14 protein-coding genes and 1 pseudogene are annotated in these 16,252 nt (G+C 45.6%); 7 read left to right on the top strand and 8 right to left on the bottom strand.

Annotation, left to right across the window (positions count from 1 at the left end; all coding sequences use genetic code 11):
• Positions 1 to 246: 246 nt before the first annotated feature.
• Positions 247 to 1,119, bottom strand: a complete 873-nt coding sequence (locus ACQCV8_RS16925; protein ID WP_426846415.1) for a nucleotidyltransferase-like protein — start codon at positions 1,117 to 1,119, stop codon at positions 247 to 249.
• Between the two features lie 199 nt (positions 1,120 to 1,318).
• Here ACQCV8_RS16925 and ACQCV8_RS16920 point away from each other — a divergent pair, with 199 nt between their 5' ends.
• Positions 1,319 to 1,681 carry a YgzB family protein gene (locus ACQCV8_RS16920; protein WP_426846413.1) on the top strand — a complete coding sequence of 121 codons (363 nt, stop codon included), beginning with the start codon at positions 1,319 to 1,321 and terminating at the stop codon, positions 1,679 to 1,681.
• A 22-nt stretch (positions 1,682 to 1,703) separates the two neighbouring features.
• Here ACQCV8_RS16920 and perR read toward each other — a convergent pair whose 3' ends face one another.
• Positions 1,704 to 2,141, bottom strand: coding sequence for a peroxide-responsive transcriptional repressor PerR (gene perR, locus ACQCV8_RS16915; RefSeq protein WP_426846411.1), 438 nt, complete (start codon positions 2,139 to 2,141; stop codon positions 1,704 to 1,706).
• Between the two features lie 331 nt (positions 2,142 to 2,472).
• On the opposite strand from perR, the pseudogene ACQCV8_RS16910 reads away from it, so the two are divergent.
• Positions 2,473 to 3,339 (top strand): annotated as a pseudogene (locus ACQCV8_RS16910) (SPFH domain-containing protein).
• 11 nt (positions 3,340 to 3,350) lie between these two features.
• On the top strand, positions 3,351 to 3,509 hold the full coding sequence (locus tag ACQCV8_RS16905) for a ribbon-helix-helix domain-containing protein (RefSeq protein ID WP_426846409.1): 159 nt from the start codon (positions 3,351 to 3,353) through the stop codon (positions 3,507 to 3,509).
• A gap of 32 nt (positions 3,510 to 3,541) precedes the next feature.
• Here ACQCV8_RS16905 and ACQCV8_RS16900 read toward each other — a convergent pair whose 3' ends face one another.
• The 6 genes from ACQCV8_RS16900 to ACQCV8_RS16875 form a co-directional block, all read right to left on the bottom strand.
• Positions 3,542 to 4,063, bottom strand: coding sequence for a DinB family protein (locus ACQCV8_RS16900; RefSeq protein ID WP_426846407.1), 522 nt, complete (start codon positions 4,061 to 4,063; stop codon positions 3,542 to 3,544).
• Positions 4,064 to 4,194: 131 nt separating this feature from the next.
• Positions 4,195 to 4,665, bottom strand: coding sequence for a thioredoxin-dependent thiol peroxidase (bcp, locus tag ACQCV8_RS16895; RefSeq protein WP_426846405.1), 471 nt, complete (start codon positions 4,663 to 4,665; stop codon positions 4,195 to 4,197).
• Between the two features lie 60 nt (positions 4,666 to 4,725).
• Positions 4,726 to 5,133 carry an ion channel gene (locus ACQCV8_RS16890; protein WP_426846403.1) on the bottom strand — a complete coding sequence of 136 codons (408 nt, stop codon included), beginning with the start codon at positions 5,131 to 5,133 and terminating at the stop codon, positions 4,726 to 4,728.
• 321 nt (positions 5,134 to 5,454) lie between these two features.
• Positions 5,455 to 6,240, bottom strand: a complete 786-nt coding sequence (locus ACQCV8_RS16885; RefSeq protein WP_426846402.1) for an ABC transporter permease — start codon at positions 6,238 to 6,240, stop codon at positions 5,455 to 5,457.
• Positions 6,241 to 6,243: 3 nt separating this feature from the next.
• On the bottom strand, positions 6,244 to 7,035 hold the full coding sequence (locus tag ACQCV8_RS16880; protein ID WP_426846400.1) for an ABC transporter permease: 792 nt from the start codon (positions 7,033 to 7,035) through the stop codon (positions 6,244 to 6,246).
• 15 nt (positions 7,036 to 7,050) lie between these two features.
• The gene (locus ACQCV8_RS16875; RefSeq protein WP_426846398.1) at positions 7,051 to 8,076 is read right to left on the bottom strand and encodes an ABC transporter ATP-binding protein; all 1,026 of its coding nucleotides are present in this window, start codon (positions 8,074 to 8,076) and stop codon (positions 7,051 to 7,053) included.
• 165 nt (positions 8,077 to 8,241) lie between these two features.
• On the opposite strand from ACQCV8_RS16875, the gene ACQCV8_RS16870 reads away from it, so the two are divergent.
• The 4 genes from ACQCV8_RS16870 (at position 8,242) to ACQCV8_RS16855 (ending at position 15,917) form a co-directional block, all read left to right on the top strand.
• On the top strand, positions 8,242 to 8,844 hold the full coding sequence (locus tag ACQCV8_RS16870) for a sigma factor-like helix-turn-helix DNA-binding protein (protein ID WP_426846396.1): 603 nt from the start codon (positions 8,242 to 8,244) through the stop codon (positions 8,842 to 8,844).
• Positions 8,845 to 8,846: 2 nt separating this feature from the next.
• Positions 8,847 to 9,440: an ATP-dependent Clp endopeptidase proteolytic subunit ClpP gene (gene clpP / locus ACQCV8_RS16865; RefSeq protein WP_426846394.1), complete on the top strand. Its 594-nt coding sequence runs from the start codon at positions 8,847 to 8,849 to the stop codon at positions 9,438 to 9,440.
• Positions 9,441 to 9,505: 65 nt separating this feature from the next.
• Positions 9,506 to 10,798 carry a glutamate-1-semialdehyde 2,1-aminomutase gene (locus ACQCV8_RS16860; RefSeq protein ID WP_426846392.1) on the top strand — a complete coding sequence of 431 codons (1,293 nt, stop codon included), beginning with the start codon at positions 9,506 to 9,508 and terminating at the stop codon, positions 10,796 to 10,798.
• A gap of 637 nt (positions 10,799 to 11,435) precedes the next feature.
• Complete coding sequence (locus ACQCV8_RS16855; RefSeq protein ID WP_426846390.1) at positions 11,436 to 15,917, top strand: glutamate synthase-related protein; 4,482 nt, start codon at positions 11,436 to 11,438, stop codon at positions 15,915 to 15,917.
• Positions 15,918 to 16,252 lie beyond the last annotated feature (335 nt).

Genomic DNA, 16,252 nt, shown 5'->3' with positions numbered 1-16,252 from the left:
AACTCTCCAAAAAGTAGTTTGACTAGCTCTTGTTTAAAACTTTAGAATTAACGTTGGCACTTCGATTTGTTTAGTTTTCAAAGATCATTTTGTTTCGTTCGCCTCGTTCAGAAGCGACTTTATTAATATAACATTTCCAGATGTTTAAGTCAACATCTTTTTTGAAAATTTATCGCTGCCGTTTCCAGCGTTATCGGCGTTGTTCAGCAGCGACGTTTATTAATATACCACCTGTTACCGACCAGGTCAATAACTTTTTATGAAAGTATACGTTCTGTGGAAAATCCCTTTTCCTTTTGTCTCTATTAAGTGAATGCCAACAAACTGTTTCTCAACCAGAAACTCAAGCAAAATGTTGAGGTCTACACTGTAGTACGCAATCTCCTCGTGCGACAGAAGCTCCGAAAAATGCCAATACTCCCTCTCTTCCAATATAGAGAGTAAGTGTGCCGCTCCTACGTCAGCTTTAGAATGAATCAGGAAATCACTTGCGAGAAAAAGGAGTTCAAGTCTTTTATTTAGAGGCTCTCCGCTGTCAATCAGCTCCTGGTAGAGCTTATAAACCTGCGGTTCAATTTGCTTCACTTGATTCCATACAGTAATTTCGGGGTAAAACCCCTGATCGATTACTTCAAGTCTTGCCAGATGGTGCAGTGCATGAACGATATGATTATATGCGTCCAGATACTGTTTTGCTTCAAAAAATGTTTTCCCTTCAAAATAACGCCGGATCAGTTTGCCGTACTCCATGACAATTTTAAGCTTTCGCTCTGAAAACGGGAATGTGCTCAGTCTCTCAACCAGCTGGTATAAATATTCATTCCGGTCAAATAAAACCTTTCCGTTTAATATCCAGTCAATGATCCTCCTGTTCGTTCCAAGCATAAGCCATTCGCTGATCTGCTTTTCCGTTACAATATGAAGCGAGGCTTTTTGTCCGCTGAATTCATAATGTTTCATATGTACAGGAACTTCTGCAGATCGGACGATTATCAGTAACGCTGCATCGAACATGTCCGTTGCCGGAGACCTCTGGTTCTTTCTTTCAATTATGATGACTGCAAGCGTGTCGGGATGACTTGCCCGTTCCTGATATATGGGACGGAGAGTGTTTTCCATCTTAAAAATTCCTCCAAGTACAAAATTGATTCGTGTCTTACTTCTACATTTTTTTCTAATACCCTTTTTCGACATATATTTATCCCTCTAAAGGATTAAATTCATTTCATTCACAAGGAAGAACTTCCGGGATTATTGGAGATTTTTTCAATATTTAATCCTTTGACCTGTGCTATATTTAGTATAAGGGGATGATGGGATGGCTCGAGCTTACTCTAGTAAAATTAACAAAATCAGAACGTTCGCTTTAAGCTTGATTTTTATAGGATTCTTTATTATGTATTTGGGGATCTTCTTCAGGCAGTCCATAATTGCGATGACTGTTTTTATGGTTCTCGGTCTGCTTTCCGTTCTTGCAAGCACCGTCGTTTACTTCTGGATTGGCATGCTTTCAACAAAGGCCGTCAAAGTTGTCTGCCCATCCTGCGGCAAGCCGACTAAAATTTTAGGAAGGGTCGATATGTGCATGCATTGCAGGGAGCCGCTTACGCTTGATAAGCAGCTGGAGGGAAAAGAATTTGATGAAGGATACAATACCCGCAGAAAAGCAAAAAAAAGCTGACAAGCATCGCCTGTCAGCTTTCTTAATGGATTTTCTTCTGTACGCATCCGCTGCATTCTCCGTAAATCTCCATCCGGTGATGACTCACTTTGAACCCTGTAACATGCGCTGCCAGGTGCTCAACCTCATCAAGGCCCGGGTAGTGAAAGTCCACGATTTTTCCGCAGGATTCACAGATCACATGATAATGCTCGGTCGTCACAAAGTCAAAACGGCTGGAGGAATCTCCATAGGTTAACTCTTTTACGAGTCCCACTTCCTTAAAGACGCGAAGATTGTTGTAAACCGTTGCCACACTCATATTTGGAAACTTACCTTCCAATGATTTATAGATATCGTCTGCTGTAGGATGGTTCATGGATTGAATAAGATATTCCAAAATGGCATGACGCTGCGGGGTAATCCGGACTCCGGTTTGCTTAAGTGTGTCGATCGCTTCCTTGAGCTGATGTTCAGACATCCGCCATGCACCTCTCTTCCGAAAAACATTATCACATTGTAATATTTATAATTAGTGTACTCTCCAAATTGAAGTTTTGTCAATGCTTGTGCTGCTAGGAATTCTTCACTCAGCTTTTTCAAAAAAAAAATGTGCAGAATCAGATTCTGCACCAATACCGCACTAACTTTTTGAGGAGGTTATGCCTTCCTTCATACTATATACACCTTGCGATCTTTTGGAATGGACGGAAGCCCCCTTTCCAAATTATTTTCTAAATTTGGAAATTTATTATGCTTTTATGATACTAAAGTGATATCATAATGATATAAAGATATAGGGGGTCATCTTAATGGCTGAGAAAAAGATCTGGAAGGTTAATGGCTTTATTGGGATTTTCTTGTTTTTGGTTTTCAGCGGAATTGCATTGTTTTTCTTCAACATTCAGGAGGAGACTGGCGAACTGGTCGGAATCGGCCTGGCCATTGCATTTCTGCTTATCGGGATGTTAATGCTGAGCGGATTGACGATTGTCCAGCCTAATAAAGCTCACGTATGTACGTTCTTCTGAACTTATTGCGGTGTGATTAGAGAGCAGGGCTTCTGGATGACCATTCCACTAACAATCCGAAGCGGCATTTCGCTGAGAGCCGTAAACTTTAACAGCGAAAAATTAAAGGTTAATGACTTCGAAGGAAATCCCATCCAGATTGCAGCTGTCATCGTATACCGTGTTCTTGACCCTGCTAAGGCGATGTTTGATGTAAATGATTATGAAGAATTCGTAAAAATTCAAAGTGAAACAGGCATCCGACATATCGCTACACAGTATCCGTATGATAATTTCTATGGCGATGACGGGATTTCACTCAGGAAGAACAGCGATGAGGTGGCAGACCAGCTCGCAGATGACCTTCAGAGAAGACTTCATGTCGCTGGAGTTGAAGTCATTGAAGCAAGAATTATGCATTTGGCCTACTCTTCTGAAATTGCTTCAGCTATGCTTCAGCGCCAGCAGGCATCCGCTGTCCTTGCAGCAAGAAAAGTCATTGTGGACGGAGCTGTCGGTCTGGTTAAATCAGCCATTGACCAGCTTGCTGAGGAGGGCGTGGTAGAATTAGACGAAGAGAAAAAAGCTCAAATGGTGAATAACTTGATGGTCTCCCTTGTTTCCGAAAAAGGAATGCAGCCGATCGTCAACTCAGGAAGCATTTATTAGGTTGTGATGAAATGAAGCGAAAAAACTTCCCTTTAAGAATCGATCCAGAGCTCTACAAGGCTTTGGAAAAATGGGCAGACGATGAAATTCGAAGTGTAAATGCCCAGATCGAAATTATTCTGAAGGAAGCGGTTAAGCGCGCTGGTCGCGGCAAAAAAGAAGAAGAATGATAAGAACCGGACGCCAATGCATCCGGTTCTCTTTAATTATTAGGAAGAAGCTGATCACTATACCAATAATATACGTAATCAGTCATTAGGGAGGATTTATCCAGCTGATGCAGCATTGCTGAAATGTTGCCTCTGTGATACGTGCTGTGATTTACGATATGAAAGACGATTTCTGCCAGACTGGTTTCTCTTTTACCGGCGTATGGATTGTTAATAATAATTTTCTTTTCCAAGTCAGAATTGCAGTCAAAGAACCTTTGAAAACGAGCGTTTAATCCCTGGAATTCCTTTTCAATCTCACTCAACGATTGTTCTCCAAGTTTTTCGCGAAGGTTAATGGCCTCATTCATCGCAGCCTCCATTTCCCTTCCTTCCAGCACTAGAAGCCATAAATATTCAGTTGCATAGATATGAACCATCGTCGCAGAAACAGAGGGAAAGGTACTTTTTATTTCCTTATTGAAGATTTCATGAGGCAAGGTCTTTAAATGGTCCAAAATCCGCTGATGTGCCCAAAAATTGTATTCATAAAGCTTTTTCGGATGGTTCTCCATCAAAATCGCCTCCTGACTGTTCACGTTATACCAATTCGTTTTATGCGCAAGGAATTCCTTCCATTTTTCCATTTTAGTTGTGGAATTTAATAATAAAAAGCCTGAGAACCAGTCTCCCAGGCTTAGCCATATTAATTAGACTCGCTCTTTATAAATTCCAGAGCTTCCTCCACATGGTCCTTCACTTTGACTTTTTTCCATTCTTTAATGATCTTGCCTTCAGGGTTGATAATAAAAGTAGAGCGTTCAATACCCATGTATTCTTTTCCGAAGTTCTTTTTCAGCTTCCAGACACCATATGCTTCCGATACTTTATGATCCTCATCGGCAAGCAGATGAAAAGGAAGATCATATTTGTCTCTGAATTTATCATGCTTATCTGCAGGATCCGGGCTCACACCGAGAATCACCGCATTAACATCAGAAAATTCATTGTGGCGGTCGCGGAAATCACAGGCCTGCGTGGTGCATCCTGGTGTCATGTCCTTTGGATAAAAATAAAGAACTACATATTTCCCTCTGTAATCGGACAGCCTAACCTTTTCGCTGCCGGCTGCATTCAGTTCAAATTCAGGAGCTTGAACTCCAACTTCAATACTCATGTTTTCCCCTCCAAATATAATAACTATTTAGAGCGTACCCAAAAGAAGGAGTTCGTACAACTATTTCGCGTTTTTATCAATTTCAAGCACTGTCCTCGCCACTAAAATAACAGGGAGCATATAGCCGACCAGCGCTTCGATTACAGCCAGCAGCCTCCCTGCTCCTACCGGAATTATTTCCCCGTAGCCAACAGAAAAAAGGGTGACCGCGCTGAAATAAAGGCTTGTATTCAGATGCTCAAGGTAATCACCTACAATTGGTTCATTGCCCTGGGTCAGCACACCCTGACCCGTTTGAATAAAAAGAAGGTACAGCATTGCAAACCCTATTAAAATCGATAAATATAAAAACGCGATCACGACAATCGTCTCGCGGGAAAGGAATTGCTGTTCAGCAAACGTTTTTGCCGTGATTCTCACAGACATCAGCAAACAGACAATGGTAGCTATGGCCATCAGAATTTCCATCGGACCCTCCATGATTGTCCTTTTTAAATGTATATGCAGGAGGGACGGCTTTTTATGTATAAATCAAAGACCGGCCATTCCAGCAGCCGGTCTTGCCAATCCTTGCTATCTCTTTTTAACCTTTTTGCCGATCAGCTTGTACAGCTTTTCCCATTCAGGAGCTTTTTTAGGATCTTCCTTTGACTGTTCTTTTTTCCTGGCCATGGCGGGCGCTCCTTTCCATGTTTGCTCAGTACCATTCTGCTTGAAAGCTCTTTTCAATTGTTCTCCGGATTCAGACGGTCCCTGAATTTCTCGATTCGCATCCGTGTCTGCACGAGCCTAGTTCCCGGCTCCCCGGTACTGCTTAACGCCCTGGTTCCATACAAACACTGCTATTGCGAAGAACACAGCGCCAACGACCGGAGTTAAAAACGCGTAGCCATACCATTCCTCTTTTCTCAAGAAGTAGGCAGCCGGATACATTCCGACAAAGGCAAAAGGCAGTACCCAGGTCAGAACAAACCGGATCGCTTTATTGTAGATATCAACAGGATACCGCCCGTAGTTGCCGATATTGTACATCATCGGCATGATGGATGTCCTGGAGTCTGAGTAAAAGCTGATGCTTGCAATCATAATAAAAATACCTGCGTAAACAAATACCCCTCCTATGATAAAAAGAAGGAATACAAAGGGGTCATGCCAGTAAAATGGCAGGTCAAGCCGGAAGCCTGCATACATCATAACGGCAAACCCCGTGACCGCTCCGAAAAGGGATTCAAGCTCCATCCTTTCAAGCGTCACCTGAAACAGGCTGTGGATTGGCCTTGTTAAGATCCGGTCCATTTCCCCCTTTACAATATATCGTTCATTAAAATCCCATATGTTGAAAAATGCCCCGAATACGGCAAACGGAATGAGAAAAAATCCATAAATAAAGATGATCTCATCCTGGCTCCACCCAACCAGCGACTGCGTATGGCCGAATACGACAAGGATGAAGATCAGGTTGACTGCCTGGAAAAGGAAATCTGACAGGATTTCAACCAATACATCGGCTCGGTACTGCAATCTTGTTTTCAAATATTGTCCTGCATATTGAATAAACATGGATACGTAATACATGGCTTACCCTCCCTGGATGACCATTTGCTTTTTTGCCAGTATCCACAGCAGCTGGATCGGAATGAGGAGGAGCAGGGCCCAGATTCCCTGATAAAGAATAGCCTGGAACAGCTCATTTCCTTTATACGCTTCCGTAAAAATCATATTCGGAACATAGCTGATCGCCTGGAACGGAAAATACTGCATCACATTCTGTGCCCAGCCCGGGTAAAAGCTGATTGGAAGCAGCAGGCCTGAAAACAAATCCACCGCTACTCTTTTTGCCCGGATCAGCCCGTCATTATTAAATAGAAAGAACGTCATGATTCCGGTAAGCAAATTGATTTGGGTATTGATGATGAAACTGAACACAAGTGACAAGGCGAAGAAGGCCCACGTGGACGCTCCCCCCGGAAACTCAAGCGGAAATACGAATGCAATGAAAATCATACCCGGCATCGAGAAGAACAGCAGCCGGAAGACACCTTCACCAAACGCCTGCATCGTTTTCATTCCAAGGTAGTGATAAGGACGGAGCAGCTCCACAGCTACCTTGCCTTCCTTGATTTCCAGAGCAATTTCTCTGTCAATGTTATTAAAATAAAAAGCTCTTGCCATCCAGGCGACTGCTACATAGGTTGACATCTGCAGGACGCTGAGGCCCTGAATATCTGCTTTATCCCCGTAAATGGCCGACCAGAGGAAAAAGTAGGCGCCAATATTGATGCTGTAGATGAGGATCCCGCTGTAGTAGTTGGTTCTGTAGGCAAGCATCATCAAAAAGCGGATGCGGACCATTTCCATGTACTTATCCATAATTTCGCACCCGCCTCATGTCAAAACTCTCTTCTCAGGCTGATAGCCTCTTTCATAAATTTGACGGATGATTTCTTCTGTAGAAACTTCGTGGATGCTCATATCCAGTACTTTCTTCGCTCCGACTACGCGGCCGATCAGCTCGGACATACCCGCTTCCTGAGCTGTAAGCAGAGCAGTCCAGCTATTTTCACTGTTTTGCTGCCAAAAAACGTCCAGCTCCTCTGACAGCTCCTTAAGAGATGCGGAATCCACAGGCTCACTGAATTGAAACTCGATTTTTTTTCCCTCACCGAAGTCCTGGCGAAGATGGGCGAGCGCCCCGTCGTATATGATCTTTCCATTATCGAGCATAATCACCCGCTCACACAGAGCTTCAATGTCTGATAAATCATGGGTAGTGAGGAGGATGGTCGTTTTATATTTTTCGTTCATTTCCTTTAAAAACTGGCGGATTTTCAGTTTTACGAGAACATCCAATCCGATGGTCGGCTCGTCTAAAAAAAGGAGCGGCGGGTTATGAATGAGTGCCGCAGCAAGCTCGCACCTCATCCTTTGCCCAAGAGACAGCTTTCTTACCGGCTTATCAAGGAGCGGCCCGATATCAAGGGACTCGATGACATGCCCCATATGATTTTTGTAATCCTCATCGGACACTTTGTACACTTTTTTCAGCAATCGGAATGATTCCTGCACGGCGATATCCCACCATAGCTGGGATCGCTGTCCAAATACAACCCCGATGGAGCTCACAAATTTTTCACGCTGTCTATGGGGATCCATCCCATTAACTCTCACCGTTCCGGCCGTGGGGTTCAGAATGCCGGTCAGCATTTTAATCGAAGTGGATTTTCCTGCTCCGTTTTCACCAATATAACCGACCATCTCCCCCTGCTTAATCGTAAATGAAAGATCGTCGACAGCCCGGATCACCTTATAATTCCTGGTGAATAAATCTCTAAAAGCGCCCCCTAAGCCTTCCCTGCTGGAGTACGCTTTAAATTCTTTTCGAAGGCCTTCAGTTTCAATGACATTTTTCATTTTGCACGTTCCCTTCATAATGACTGCCAAAGATAGTGTAGCTTATATCCCCCAAACTTTGAAGGAATTCATCTTCTAAGGAAAGAATAAATTGCTGATACCCGTATCCTTTTGATCCTCCCAGCCGTTTATTATACAAAGGTGCACCTTTAAGGAGTGAAAACGATGGCCAAAAGCAGCGCTGCCCGTTTTGGAAAGAAAGACTTTAATGAAATATATCTTTCCCTATACAAATACTGTTTGATGCTGACCCGTAATAAATGGGATGCCGAGGACTTAGCCCAGGCAACAATCTGCAGGATTCTGGAAAAAAATAATGACCTTTCGAACGATCTGCCTCAAGCATTTTACAATAAAGCCGCACAGCATTTGCACATCGACTGTTTCCGTAAGCAAAAACGGGTGATAACTGGATTTACACCAGATGATCGTGTCGAAGAAATAATGGAGAGCAAAGCCGCAGAGCTCAGTGAGTGGGTAGCCTCTGTGATGTCAGTGAAGCAGGCAGCGGTCTTCGTACTAAAGGAAGCTTTGCTTTTTAAAAATGAAGAAATCGCAGAACTGACTGGATTGACCCTGCCTGCTGTAAAAGCCCTTTTATTCAGAGCGAGACAGCACACGATGAGGGAGGACCCTGCGGATTTGGATGAAGAATTGGCTGCTGCCATCAGCCGGACTCTGACCGAAGAAAATCCGCAGCCTCTATTAAAGCTGCTGACCCTTGTTCCGAAACAATCAAGCGGCCCGATGGCAAAAATAGCCGCATAAAAATGGAGGAACACATAATGAATATTATCCCTTATGTGGTGGAGCAATCAAAGCTTGGCGAACGATCCTATGACATTTATTCAAGACTGCTGAAGGACCGGATTATTATGATCGGTGATGAGATAAATGATCACACGGCCAACAGCATTGTAGCCCAGCTGCTGTTTTTAGCCTCTGAGGACCCGGAAAAAGATATTTCTCTCTATATAAACAGTCCTGGCGGCTCCATCACCGCGGGATTTGCGATCATTGACACAATGGACTATATTCAGCCGGATGTGAAGACGATTTGCATAGGAATGGCAGCTTCCATGGGAGCGATGCTGCTGCTTTCAGGAAAAAAAGGAAAAAGGTACGCGCTTCCGAACAGCGAGGTCATGATCCATCAGCCGCTTGGCGGTGCACGCGGCCAGGCATCCGATATTGAAATTACCGCGAAGCGGCTGCTGCACACAAAGCAGATCATCAATGAAAAAATTGCAGAAAAGACTGGTCAGCCAATGGAAAAAGTGGCAAGAGACTCAGACCGCGATTACTTCATGACTGCTGCAGAAGCGCTTAAATACGGCATTGTCGATGAAATCATTACCAAGTAGGTGAACAGTAATCCTCCTAAAAAAGTGCTAGAATGAGAGAGCAAACTTTTTTAGGAGGATGATGTATGCAATTCACCAAATCTGAAGAACTTCAAAAAGAAGCACTTGAACATATAGTCGGAGGCGTAAACAGCCCTTCCCGATCCTATAAAGCTGTCGGCGGCGGAGCCCCTGTTGTTATGGAGAGAGGAAAAGGGGCACACTTCTGGGACGTCGACGGAAACAAATACATAGATTACCTGGCAGCCTATGGGCCGATCATTACCGGCCACGCCCATCCGCATATTACAAAAGCCATTTCAAAAGCAGCTGAAAACGGGGTTCTGTTCGGAACCCCTACTCCATACGAAATCGACTTTGCCAAGAAGCTGAAGAAAGCCATGCCGAACATGGAGAAGGTGCGTTTCGTCAATTCCGGAACAGAGGCGGTCATGACCACCATCCGTGTAGCCCGTGCCTACACAGGCAGGGATAAGGTGATTAAATTTGCCGGCTGCTACCACGGCCACTCCGACCTTGTGCTTGTAGCCGCAGGCTCAGGGCCGGCAACCCTAGGAACACCTGATTCGGCAGGCGTGCCAAAAAGCATTGCACAGGAAGTCATCACCGTTCCGTTTAACGACATTGAGCCGTTCCGGGAGGCGATGAAAAAATGGGGAAGCGAAATCGCAGCGGTCCTCGTAGAACCGATTGTCGGCAACTTCGGAATTGTTGAGCCGCATCCCGGATTCCTGGAACAAGTAAATGAAATCACACATGATGCAGGCGCACTTGTCATTTACGATGAAGTCATTACAGCATTCCGGTTCATGTATGGCGGAGCACAGGATATGCTCGGTGTTGCCCCGGATTTAACCGCACTCGGAAAAATCATCGGGGGCGGGCTTCCAATCGGTGCTTATGGAGGCAAAAAAGAAATTATGGAAACAGTCGCTCCGCTCGGCCCTGCCTATCAGGCCGGAACAATGGCCGGCAACCCTGCTTCCATCCTTTCAGGAATTGCCTGTCTGGAAGTATTGGAACAGGAAGGCGTCTATGAAGAGCTGGACCGGCTTGGTGCGATCCTTGAGGAAGGCATCTTAAAAGCTGCTGCTGAACATAAAGTCACAATTACAGTAAATCGTCTGAAAGGGGCCCTCACCATCTACTTTACAGATGAAAAAGTAGAAAACTACGAGCAGGCCGAAAACACAGATGGCGAGATGTTCGCCCGCTTCTTTAAAGAAATGCTCCATCAGGGAATCAATTTAGCCCCTTCTAAATACGAAGCGTGGTTCCTGACGACTGAACATACGGAACAAGATATCCGCCAGACACTGGAAGCTGTAGAAAAAGCATTCAAAGCACTTAGTAAATAATCAGAACCGGCCGGCTTCTAATTGAGCCGGACTTTTTAATAGATTCGGGCCAGCTTTGACTGGTTACGGGCCAACTTCTGCCGGTTGCGGGCCAACTTTGAGCAAATACGGGCCAACTTCAGCCGGTTGCGGGCCAACTTTGAGCAAATACGGGCCAACTTCACCCGGTTGCGGGCCAACTTTGAGCAAATACGGGCCATTCGACAATATTCTTCTTACTGTAATCCGTTCCCTTCACAGATTCCCTATGAATAAAAATACATGATTATTCAATCCTCCAGCTTAAAATGATTATGAATCTTTTTATCTGCAGCAATGAAAACGCTTACTACTCCATACAAATTGGGATTTGGAGAATATATGCCAATGTCGTTGACGTGCATGCTCTCCTCAGCTTTTTGCATAAATAATTGAAAATGTCTTTCCAAGATGATATGATAAAAGCTACAATTCTGAAAATTATATATATTCAATATAGGCAAATCCTTTCTTGTGCAATAATCTTTTCTTATCTCCGTCTCACTATTTACACTCTAAAATTCTCTTCAACTTTAGTTAAAATCTTCAACATTTATCAGCAGGAGGTGAAGGCGCGGCGAGCGGAATGAAAGAATTCCCTCGGAGGCAGCCGACAAGTATGAACCAAAAATGGTGTCCAAGTCTATTTCAAAACTATGAAAATGCTGAGCATGATGCATGCGGAATCGTATCCATTGTAGAGAAACACAAAATCCCTACAAAAGAAAACATCGATGCCTGTATACAGGCTCTCGTAACGATGAATCACCGTGCAGGTTTTATTAATGAAGAAGGCGATGGCGTTGGGATTCATATCGATATCCCTCGTAAACTATGGAAAAAGAAGCTTGAAAAAGCCGGTTTAGATCCGGCGTTGACAGACAGAGATGATTTTATCGTTGGTCATTTCTTCTTGTCCCGGCACGGCAGCCAGGAGGAAACGAAGAGCGCAGCGAAAAAGCATATCGCTTCCTATGGTTTTGAAGTTGTCTATGAATCAGACAAAGTGACATCCACTGACGCGTTAGGTCCAATTGCAGTTCAGGAGGAGCCTCTTTTCTGGCAGGCTGCCTTGATCCCTTCAAAAGAATCAAATGAAACATTGACAAAGCGTTTATTTGATTTGGCAATCGAGCTTGAGAAGGATGAGCATATCCATGCCTCTTCATTAAGCCAGCACGCAGCCGTATACAAGGTTATGGGCGCAGGTGATATTTTGCCTCTGTACTATCACGATCTGGCGGATCCCCTCGTAGCGTCCTCTATGACTTTGGGGCATAACCGGTACTCAACAAATACGCTGTCAAACTTTTTCAGGGTTCAGCCGTTCAGCATGCTCGGACACAATGGAGAAATCAATACGATCGCCAAGCTTCGAGATGAAGCACGCATGATTGATGCGCCCCTTACAATCGGAGGAAGTGATTCCCAGGATTTGAACCGTACTCTTGAAACCTTTGTTTGCAGGGACGCCTACAGCCTTTTTGAAGCACTGGATGTCCTGTTCCCGCCAATTATCAATGAAATGAAAGCATATCCTGACCATCTGAAAAATCTATATGCGTATATCCGTGAAGCCTGGGGACATTTTGCCCAAGGGCCGGCCGGCATTATTTCCCGCTTTGGAGATGAAGCCGTCTTCAGTGTTGATGCACTCGGACTGCGCCCACTTTGGAAGGTTGAAACGAAAACCTCTTATATTTTCGCGTCTGAGCCGGGAATTATCCCGGCGAGCCAATATATGGCGAATCCAAAGCCTTTGGCACCTGGTGAAAAGGTCGGGCTGAAATGGGACGAAGATTCAATAAAGGTATACGATTACCCTGCCTATCAGGAGGAAGTACACAGCCGCTTTACGAAACGCATACAAGTAAGCGGGTTCGGCGGACACCTTGCCTATCCATCTTCCAATGAGAAGTGCTCCACTGCTCCGGTCATGAAGCTTCATAATGGCCATTATGCTGCATTCGGATGGGACAGAGAGCATATTCAGCTTCTTGAGCAAATGGCGGAAAAAGGGGTTGAACCGATTCGTTCTTTGGGACATGATGGACCGCTTGCCGCCATTCATCCTGGGAGAAAAAACCTGGCGGACTTCTTTAAAGAAAGTGTAGCCGTCGTTACAAATCCGGCTATCGACCGCGATCGGGAATCCGAGCATTTTTCAACGAGAACGATTGTCGGCAAACGTCCGTCTCTTTTTGAAGCAGAAGCTGGCCATCATATATTGGAGCTCCCCTCCCCAATCATCCTGGAGGGCCTTCTTGCCGATGAGGCAGCCGATGCAACAGAACAGCTTCCTTATGAAGAACTTACGGACCATTTTTCCAAAAATAAGCAGCTCTATGTTCTGAACATCGTCTATAGTGAACAAGAAACACTGAAAGAAGCGCTTGACCGTTTAACAGCTGAAGCCATTCAAGCTGTACAGGATGGGGCTGCCCTTCTCGTATTGGACGACCGCCTTTCACATCAAGATGGAAATCTCTGGATCGATCCGCATTTGATTACATCTGTCATTGATCAATCTCTTGTTTCGATGCAGCTGCGCAGGAACTGCTCCGTTCTTTTGCGTTCCGGCTCGATTCGGTCGCTGCATGATATTATTACTGCTTACGGACTTGGCGCAAATATCCTGAATCCATATATGGTTTTTGCGACTGTGGCGGAAGATGGACAGACTAAACCTTCTATTAATCTGTTTGAGGCCTTGAACAAAGGGTTGGAAAAGGTCATTTCCACTATTGGTATTCATGAGCTGCGCGGGTATGGCAGGCTATTTTCAGCAATCGGCTTAAATCATGAAATTGGCGATTTGCTCGATATTCCGAACTTTCTCGGCTCAAGCGAACTGCGCTACAGCTTTGACCAAATGAAAACGGACGCAAAAGAGCGTGCAGAGGACTTTACAAATGAGAAAGCCCGTCCGACTAAAACGTTCCATCTGTTCCCGAGGATATGGAAAGCGATAGGTGATGTAGCGTCAACCGGAGACTATGATGCCTACCGGGAAAAAATCACAGAGCAGGAGGAAGCGAATCCGATTGCCATCCGCCATTTAACGAGCCTTAAAAAAGTTCAATCCAATGTCCGTCCTGAAAAGGTTGATTTAAAGGTTGGAGAGCATGATCTGCCATTCGTCATTTCATCTATGTCGTTTGGCTCCCAAAACGAAATCGCCTTCCGTGCTTATGCGGAAGCGGCCGATCAGCTCAACATGATCAGTTTGAACGGAGAAGGCGGAGAAATTAAAGATATGCTTGGGAAATATCCGAAAACACGCGGACAGCAGGTTGCTTCCGGCCGATTCGGAGTGAATGCTGAGCTCTTGAACTCATCCAATCTTCTGGAAATCAAAATTGGGCAGGGCGCTAAACCCGGGGAAGGCGGACACCTGCCAGGATCAAAAGTTACGGCTAAAATCGCCGAAGCCCGGAACGCAACCATTGGATCGGACTTAATTTCTCCGTCCAACAACCATGATATTTATTCGATTGAAGATTTGGCGCAAATGATTACAGAGCTGAAAACGGCTAATGACCAGGCACTTGTTGCTGTAAAAGTTCCTGTTGTGCCGAACATCGGAACAATTGCGGTCGGCATTGCTAAAGCAGGCGCAGACATCATTACACTCAGCGGATTTGACGGCGGAACGGGCGCTGCAAGAATTCATGCTCTTCAATACGTAGGGCTTCCGGTAGAGATTGGTGTCAAGGCAGCGCATAACGCGCTTCTTGAAGCAGGGCTTCGCCAAAAGGTAGAGCTCTGGGCAGACGGCGGTGTTAAAAGCGCAATGGATGTTGTGAAGCTGATGCTTCTCGGTGCAAACCGAATCGGCTTTGGCACCCTGTCGATGATTGCCATCGGATGTACAACGTGCCGCGGTTGTCATTTGGATACTTGCCACGTCGGTATTGCGACCCAAATTGAATCGGAAGCACAAGCGAAGGAACACGGATTAAGAAGATTCGTTCCAAGACAGTATGACAATGCGGTTCAAGGACTGAAAAACCTGTTCACAGCGTTCGGCGGTGAGCTGAAGGCACTTGGGGCTTCACTCGGAGCCTCGAACCTGCAAAGCCTTGTAGGACGCTCCGATTTGCTTGAACAAACGAAAGAAAACGATGCGATGGATCTGTCCCTCCTGTTAAAGCCGCTCGAAATCCAGAACCTGGCGAACGCCCACAAGGAAGTGGCAGCAAGCAGTCATGAACGCGGGCTTGCTGTAGCAGCAGGTGCAGAGTACTTGGATTACCGCGATGAGGATCTGCACCAATCAAGAGAGTTTGGAAGCATCACCTCCGAGCAGCGTGTTCTGGGAAGCCGGGTTTCAGGCCACAGAGTCCGTGAACGGCTTGATGGCTCCTATAAAGAGCTTGAGGACATCCGTTTGACATACAAAAATGGCTCCGTTCCCGGTAACGGGCTTGGCGCCTATAATTCAAGCGGGATCACGATTTCTGTCGAAGGCGGTGCCCAGGACGGCACAGGCAAAACAGCCTTCGGCGGTGCCATTCGCGTACTGAAAGGAAGAGGCGGCGACGGCAGATTTTACAGCGGCTCTGTCGGCAAAGGCTTCGGGTATGGTGCTCAAAGCGGGACCCTCCTTGTTCAGGGAGATGCCGATGCAAGGGCCGGCATCCGGCTATCCGGTGCAGATATGATTATCGGCGGCCGGATCGAAAAAGCGATTCCCGCCGAGGAATACGGAAACATCGGAGTGAACGCCAACATTAAGGGCTTTGCTTTTGAGTATATGACAAACGGCCGCGGACTCGTTCTCGGCGATCCGGGACCATGGATTTGTGCAGGCATGACAGGCGGAGTCGTCTATGTCCGCCAGCAGGAAGAAACGGGCCTTACCCGTGCAGCACTTGAGCGGCGGGTAGCCAAAGGAGCAAAGATAGAAATCACTCCCCTTGATAAAAAAGGGCTGACTGATATTCATGAGCTTCTGGGTGTTTATATTGCTGCACTTGAAGAGCACGGCCAGCAGGCAGAGGCGGAAGAATTGAAGCCTCTGCTCGATAATCCGGCCCAGCACTTCCTGCAGCTTATACCCGCGAAGGAACAGGCGGATCCATCTGTATCAACGGAATAATGAACGTACGAAAACCGGCCTAGTGAAGGCCGGTTTTTTGGAGTTTTTCCTATTTAGCGTTATACGCAAATGGAGGCCTCTGACCTCCGGTAAAGAGTAAAGCTCCGGCACCCCCTCTCCCTTACAGTGTGCCGTAAGGATTTAAACGTAAAAGTTTCCGACCCGTTGTTCAGAAAAGCAGTGCGGGGCTGGCATCGGACCTGTCCCCGCTTTCACTGCTGTACGAAAGCTCCGGCACCCTATCAGCAAGTCCTTGCGCATTTGGTCTGAATCCATTGTATTCTGAAATTGCATACAATAATCTATAAGTTAAGTTCTAGCGTACGATAGGATGA

The sequence above is a fragment of the Metabacillus sp. 84 genome (assembly GCF_050107715.1).
In the GTDB taxonomy this organism is placed as follows: Bacteria; Bacillota; Bacilli; order Bacillales; family Bacillaceae; genus Metabacillus_B.
This window is presented reverse-complemented; position numbering and strand designations above follow the sequence as displayed.

What these genes read in the sequence shown, in the direction of transcription:
- ACQCV8_RS16875 (WP_426846398.1), bottom strand. Translation starts at nt 8,076, where the DNA reads ATGAAAAATGTCATTGAAACTGAAGGCCTTCGAAAAGAATTTAAAGCG.
- ACQCV8_RS16905 (WP_426846409.1), top strand. Translation starts at nt 3,351, where the DNA reads ATGAAGCGAAAAAACTTCCCTTTAAGAATCGATCCAGAGCTCTACAAG.
- perR (WP_426846411.1), bottom strand. Translation starts at nt 2,141, where the DNA reads ATGTCTGAACATCAGCTCAAGGAAGCGATCGACACACTTAAGCAAACC.
- ACQCV8_RS16880 (WP_426846400.1), bottom strand. Translation starts at nt 7,035, where the DNA reads ATGGATAAGTACATGGAAATGGTCCGCATCCGCTTTTTGATGATGCTT.
- ACQCV8_RS16855 (WP_426846390.1), top strand. Translation starts at nt 11,436, where the DNA reads ATGAACCAAAAATGGTGTCCAAGTCTATTTCAAAACTATGAAAATGCT.
- clpP (WP_426846394.1), top strand. Translation starts at nt 8,847, where the DNA reads ATGGAGGAACACATAATGAATATTATCCCTTATGTGGTGGAGCAATCA.
- ACQCV8_RS16890 (WP_426846403.1), bottom strand. Translation starts at nt 5,133, where the DNA reads ATGGAAATTCTGATGGCCATAGCTACCATTGTCTGTTTGCTGATGTCT.
- ACQCV8_RS16920 (WP_426846413.1), top strand. Translation starts at nt 1,319, where the DNA reads ATGGCTCGAGCTTACTCTAGTAAAATTAACAAAATCAGAACGTTCGCT.
- ACQCV8_RS16870 (WP_426846396.1), top strand. Translation starts at nt 8,242, where the DNA reads ATGGCCAAAAGCAGCGCTGCCCGTTTTGGAAAGAAAGACTTTAATGAA.
- ACQCV8_RS16860 (WP_426846392.1), top strand. Translation starts at nt 9,506, where the DNA reads ATGCAATTCACCAAATCTGAAGAACTTCAAAAAGAAGCACTTGAACAT.
- bcp (WP_426846405.1), bottom strand. Translation starts at nt 4,665, where the DNA reads ATGAGTATTGAAGTTGGAGTTCAAGCTCCTGAATTTGAACTGAATGCA.
- ACQCV8_RS16885 (WP_426846402.1), bottom strand. Translation starts at nt 6,240, where the DNA reads ATGTATTACGTATCCATGTTTATTCAATATGCAGGACAATATTTGAAA.
- ACQCV8_RS16925 (WP_426846415.1), bottom strand. Translation starts at nt 1,119, where the DNA reads ATGGAAAACACTCTCCGTCCCATATATCAGGAACGGGCAAGTCATCCC.
- ACQCV8_RS16900 (WP_426846407.1), bottom strand. Translation starts at nt 4,063, where the DNA reads ATGGAGAACCATCCGAAAAAGCTTTATGAATACAATTTTTGGGCACAT.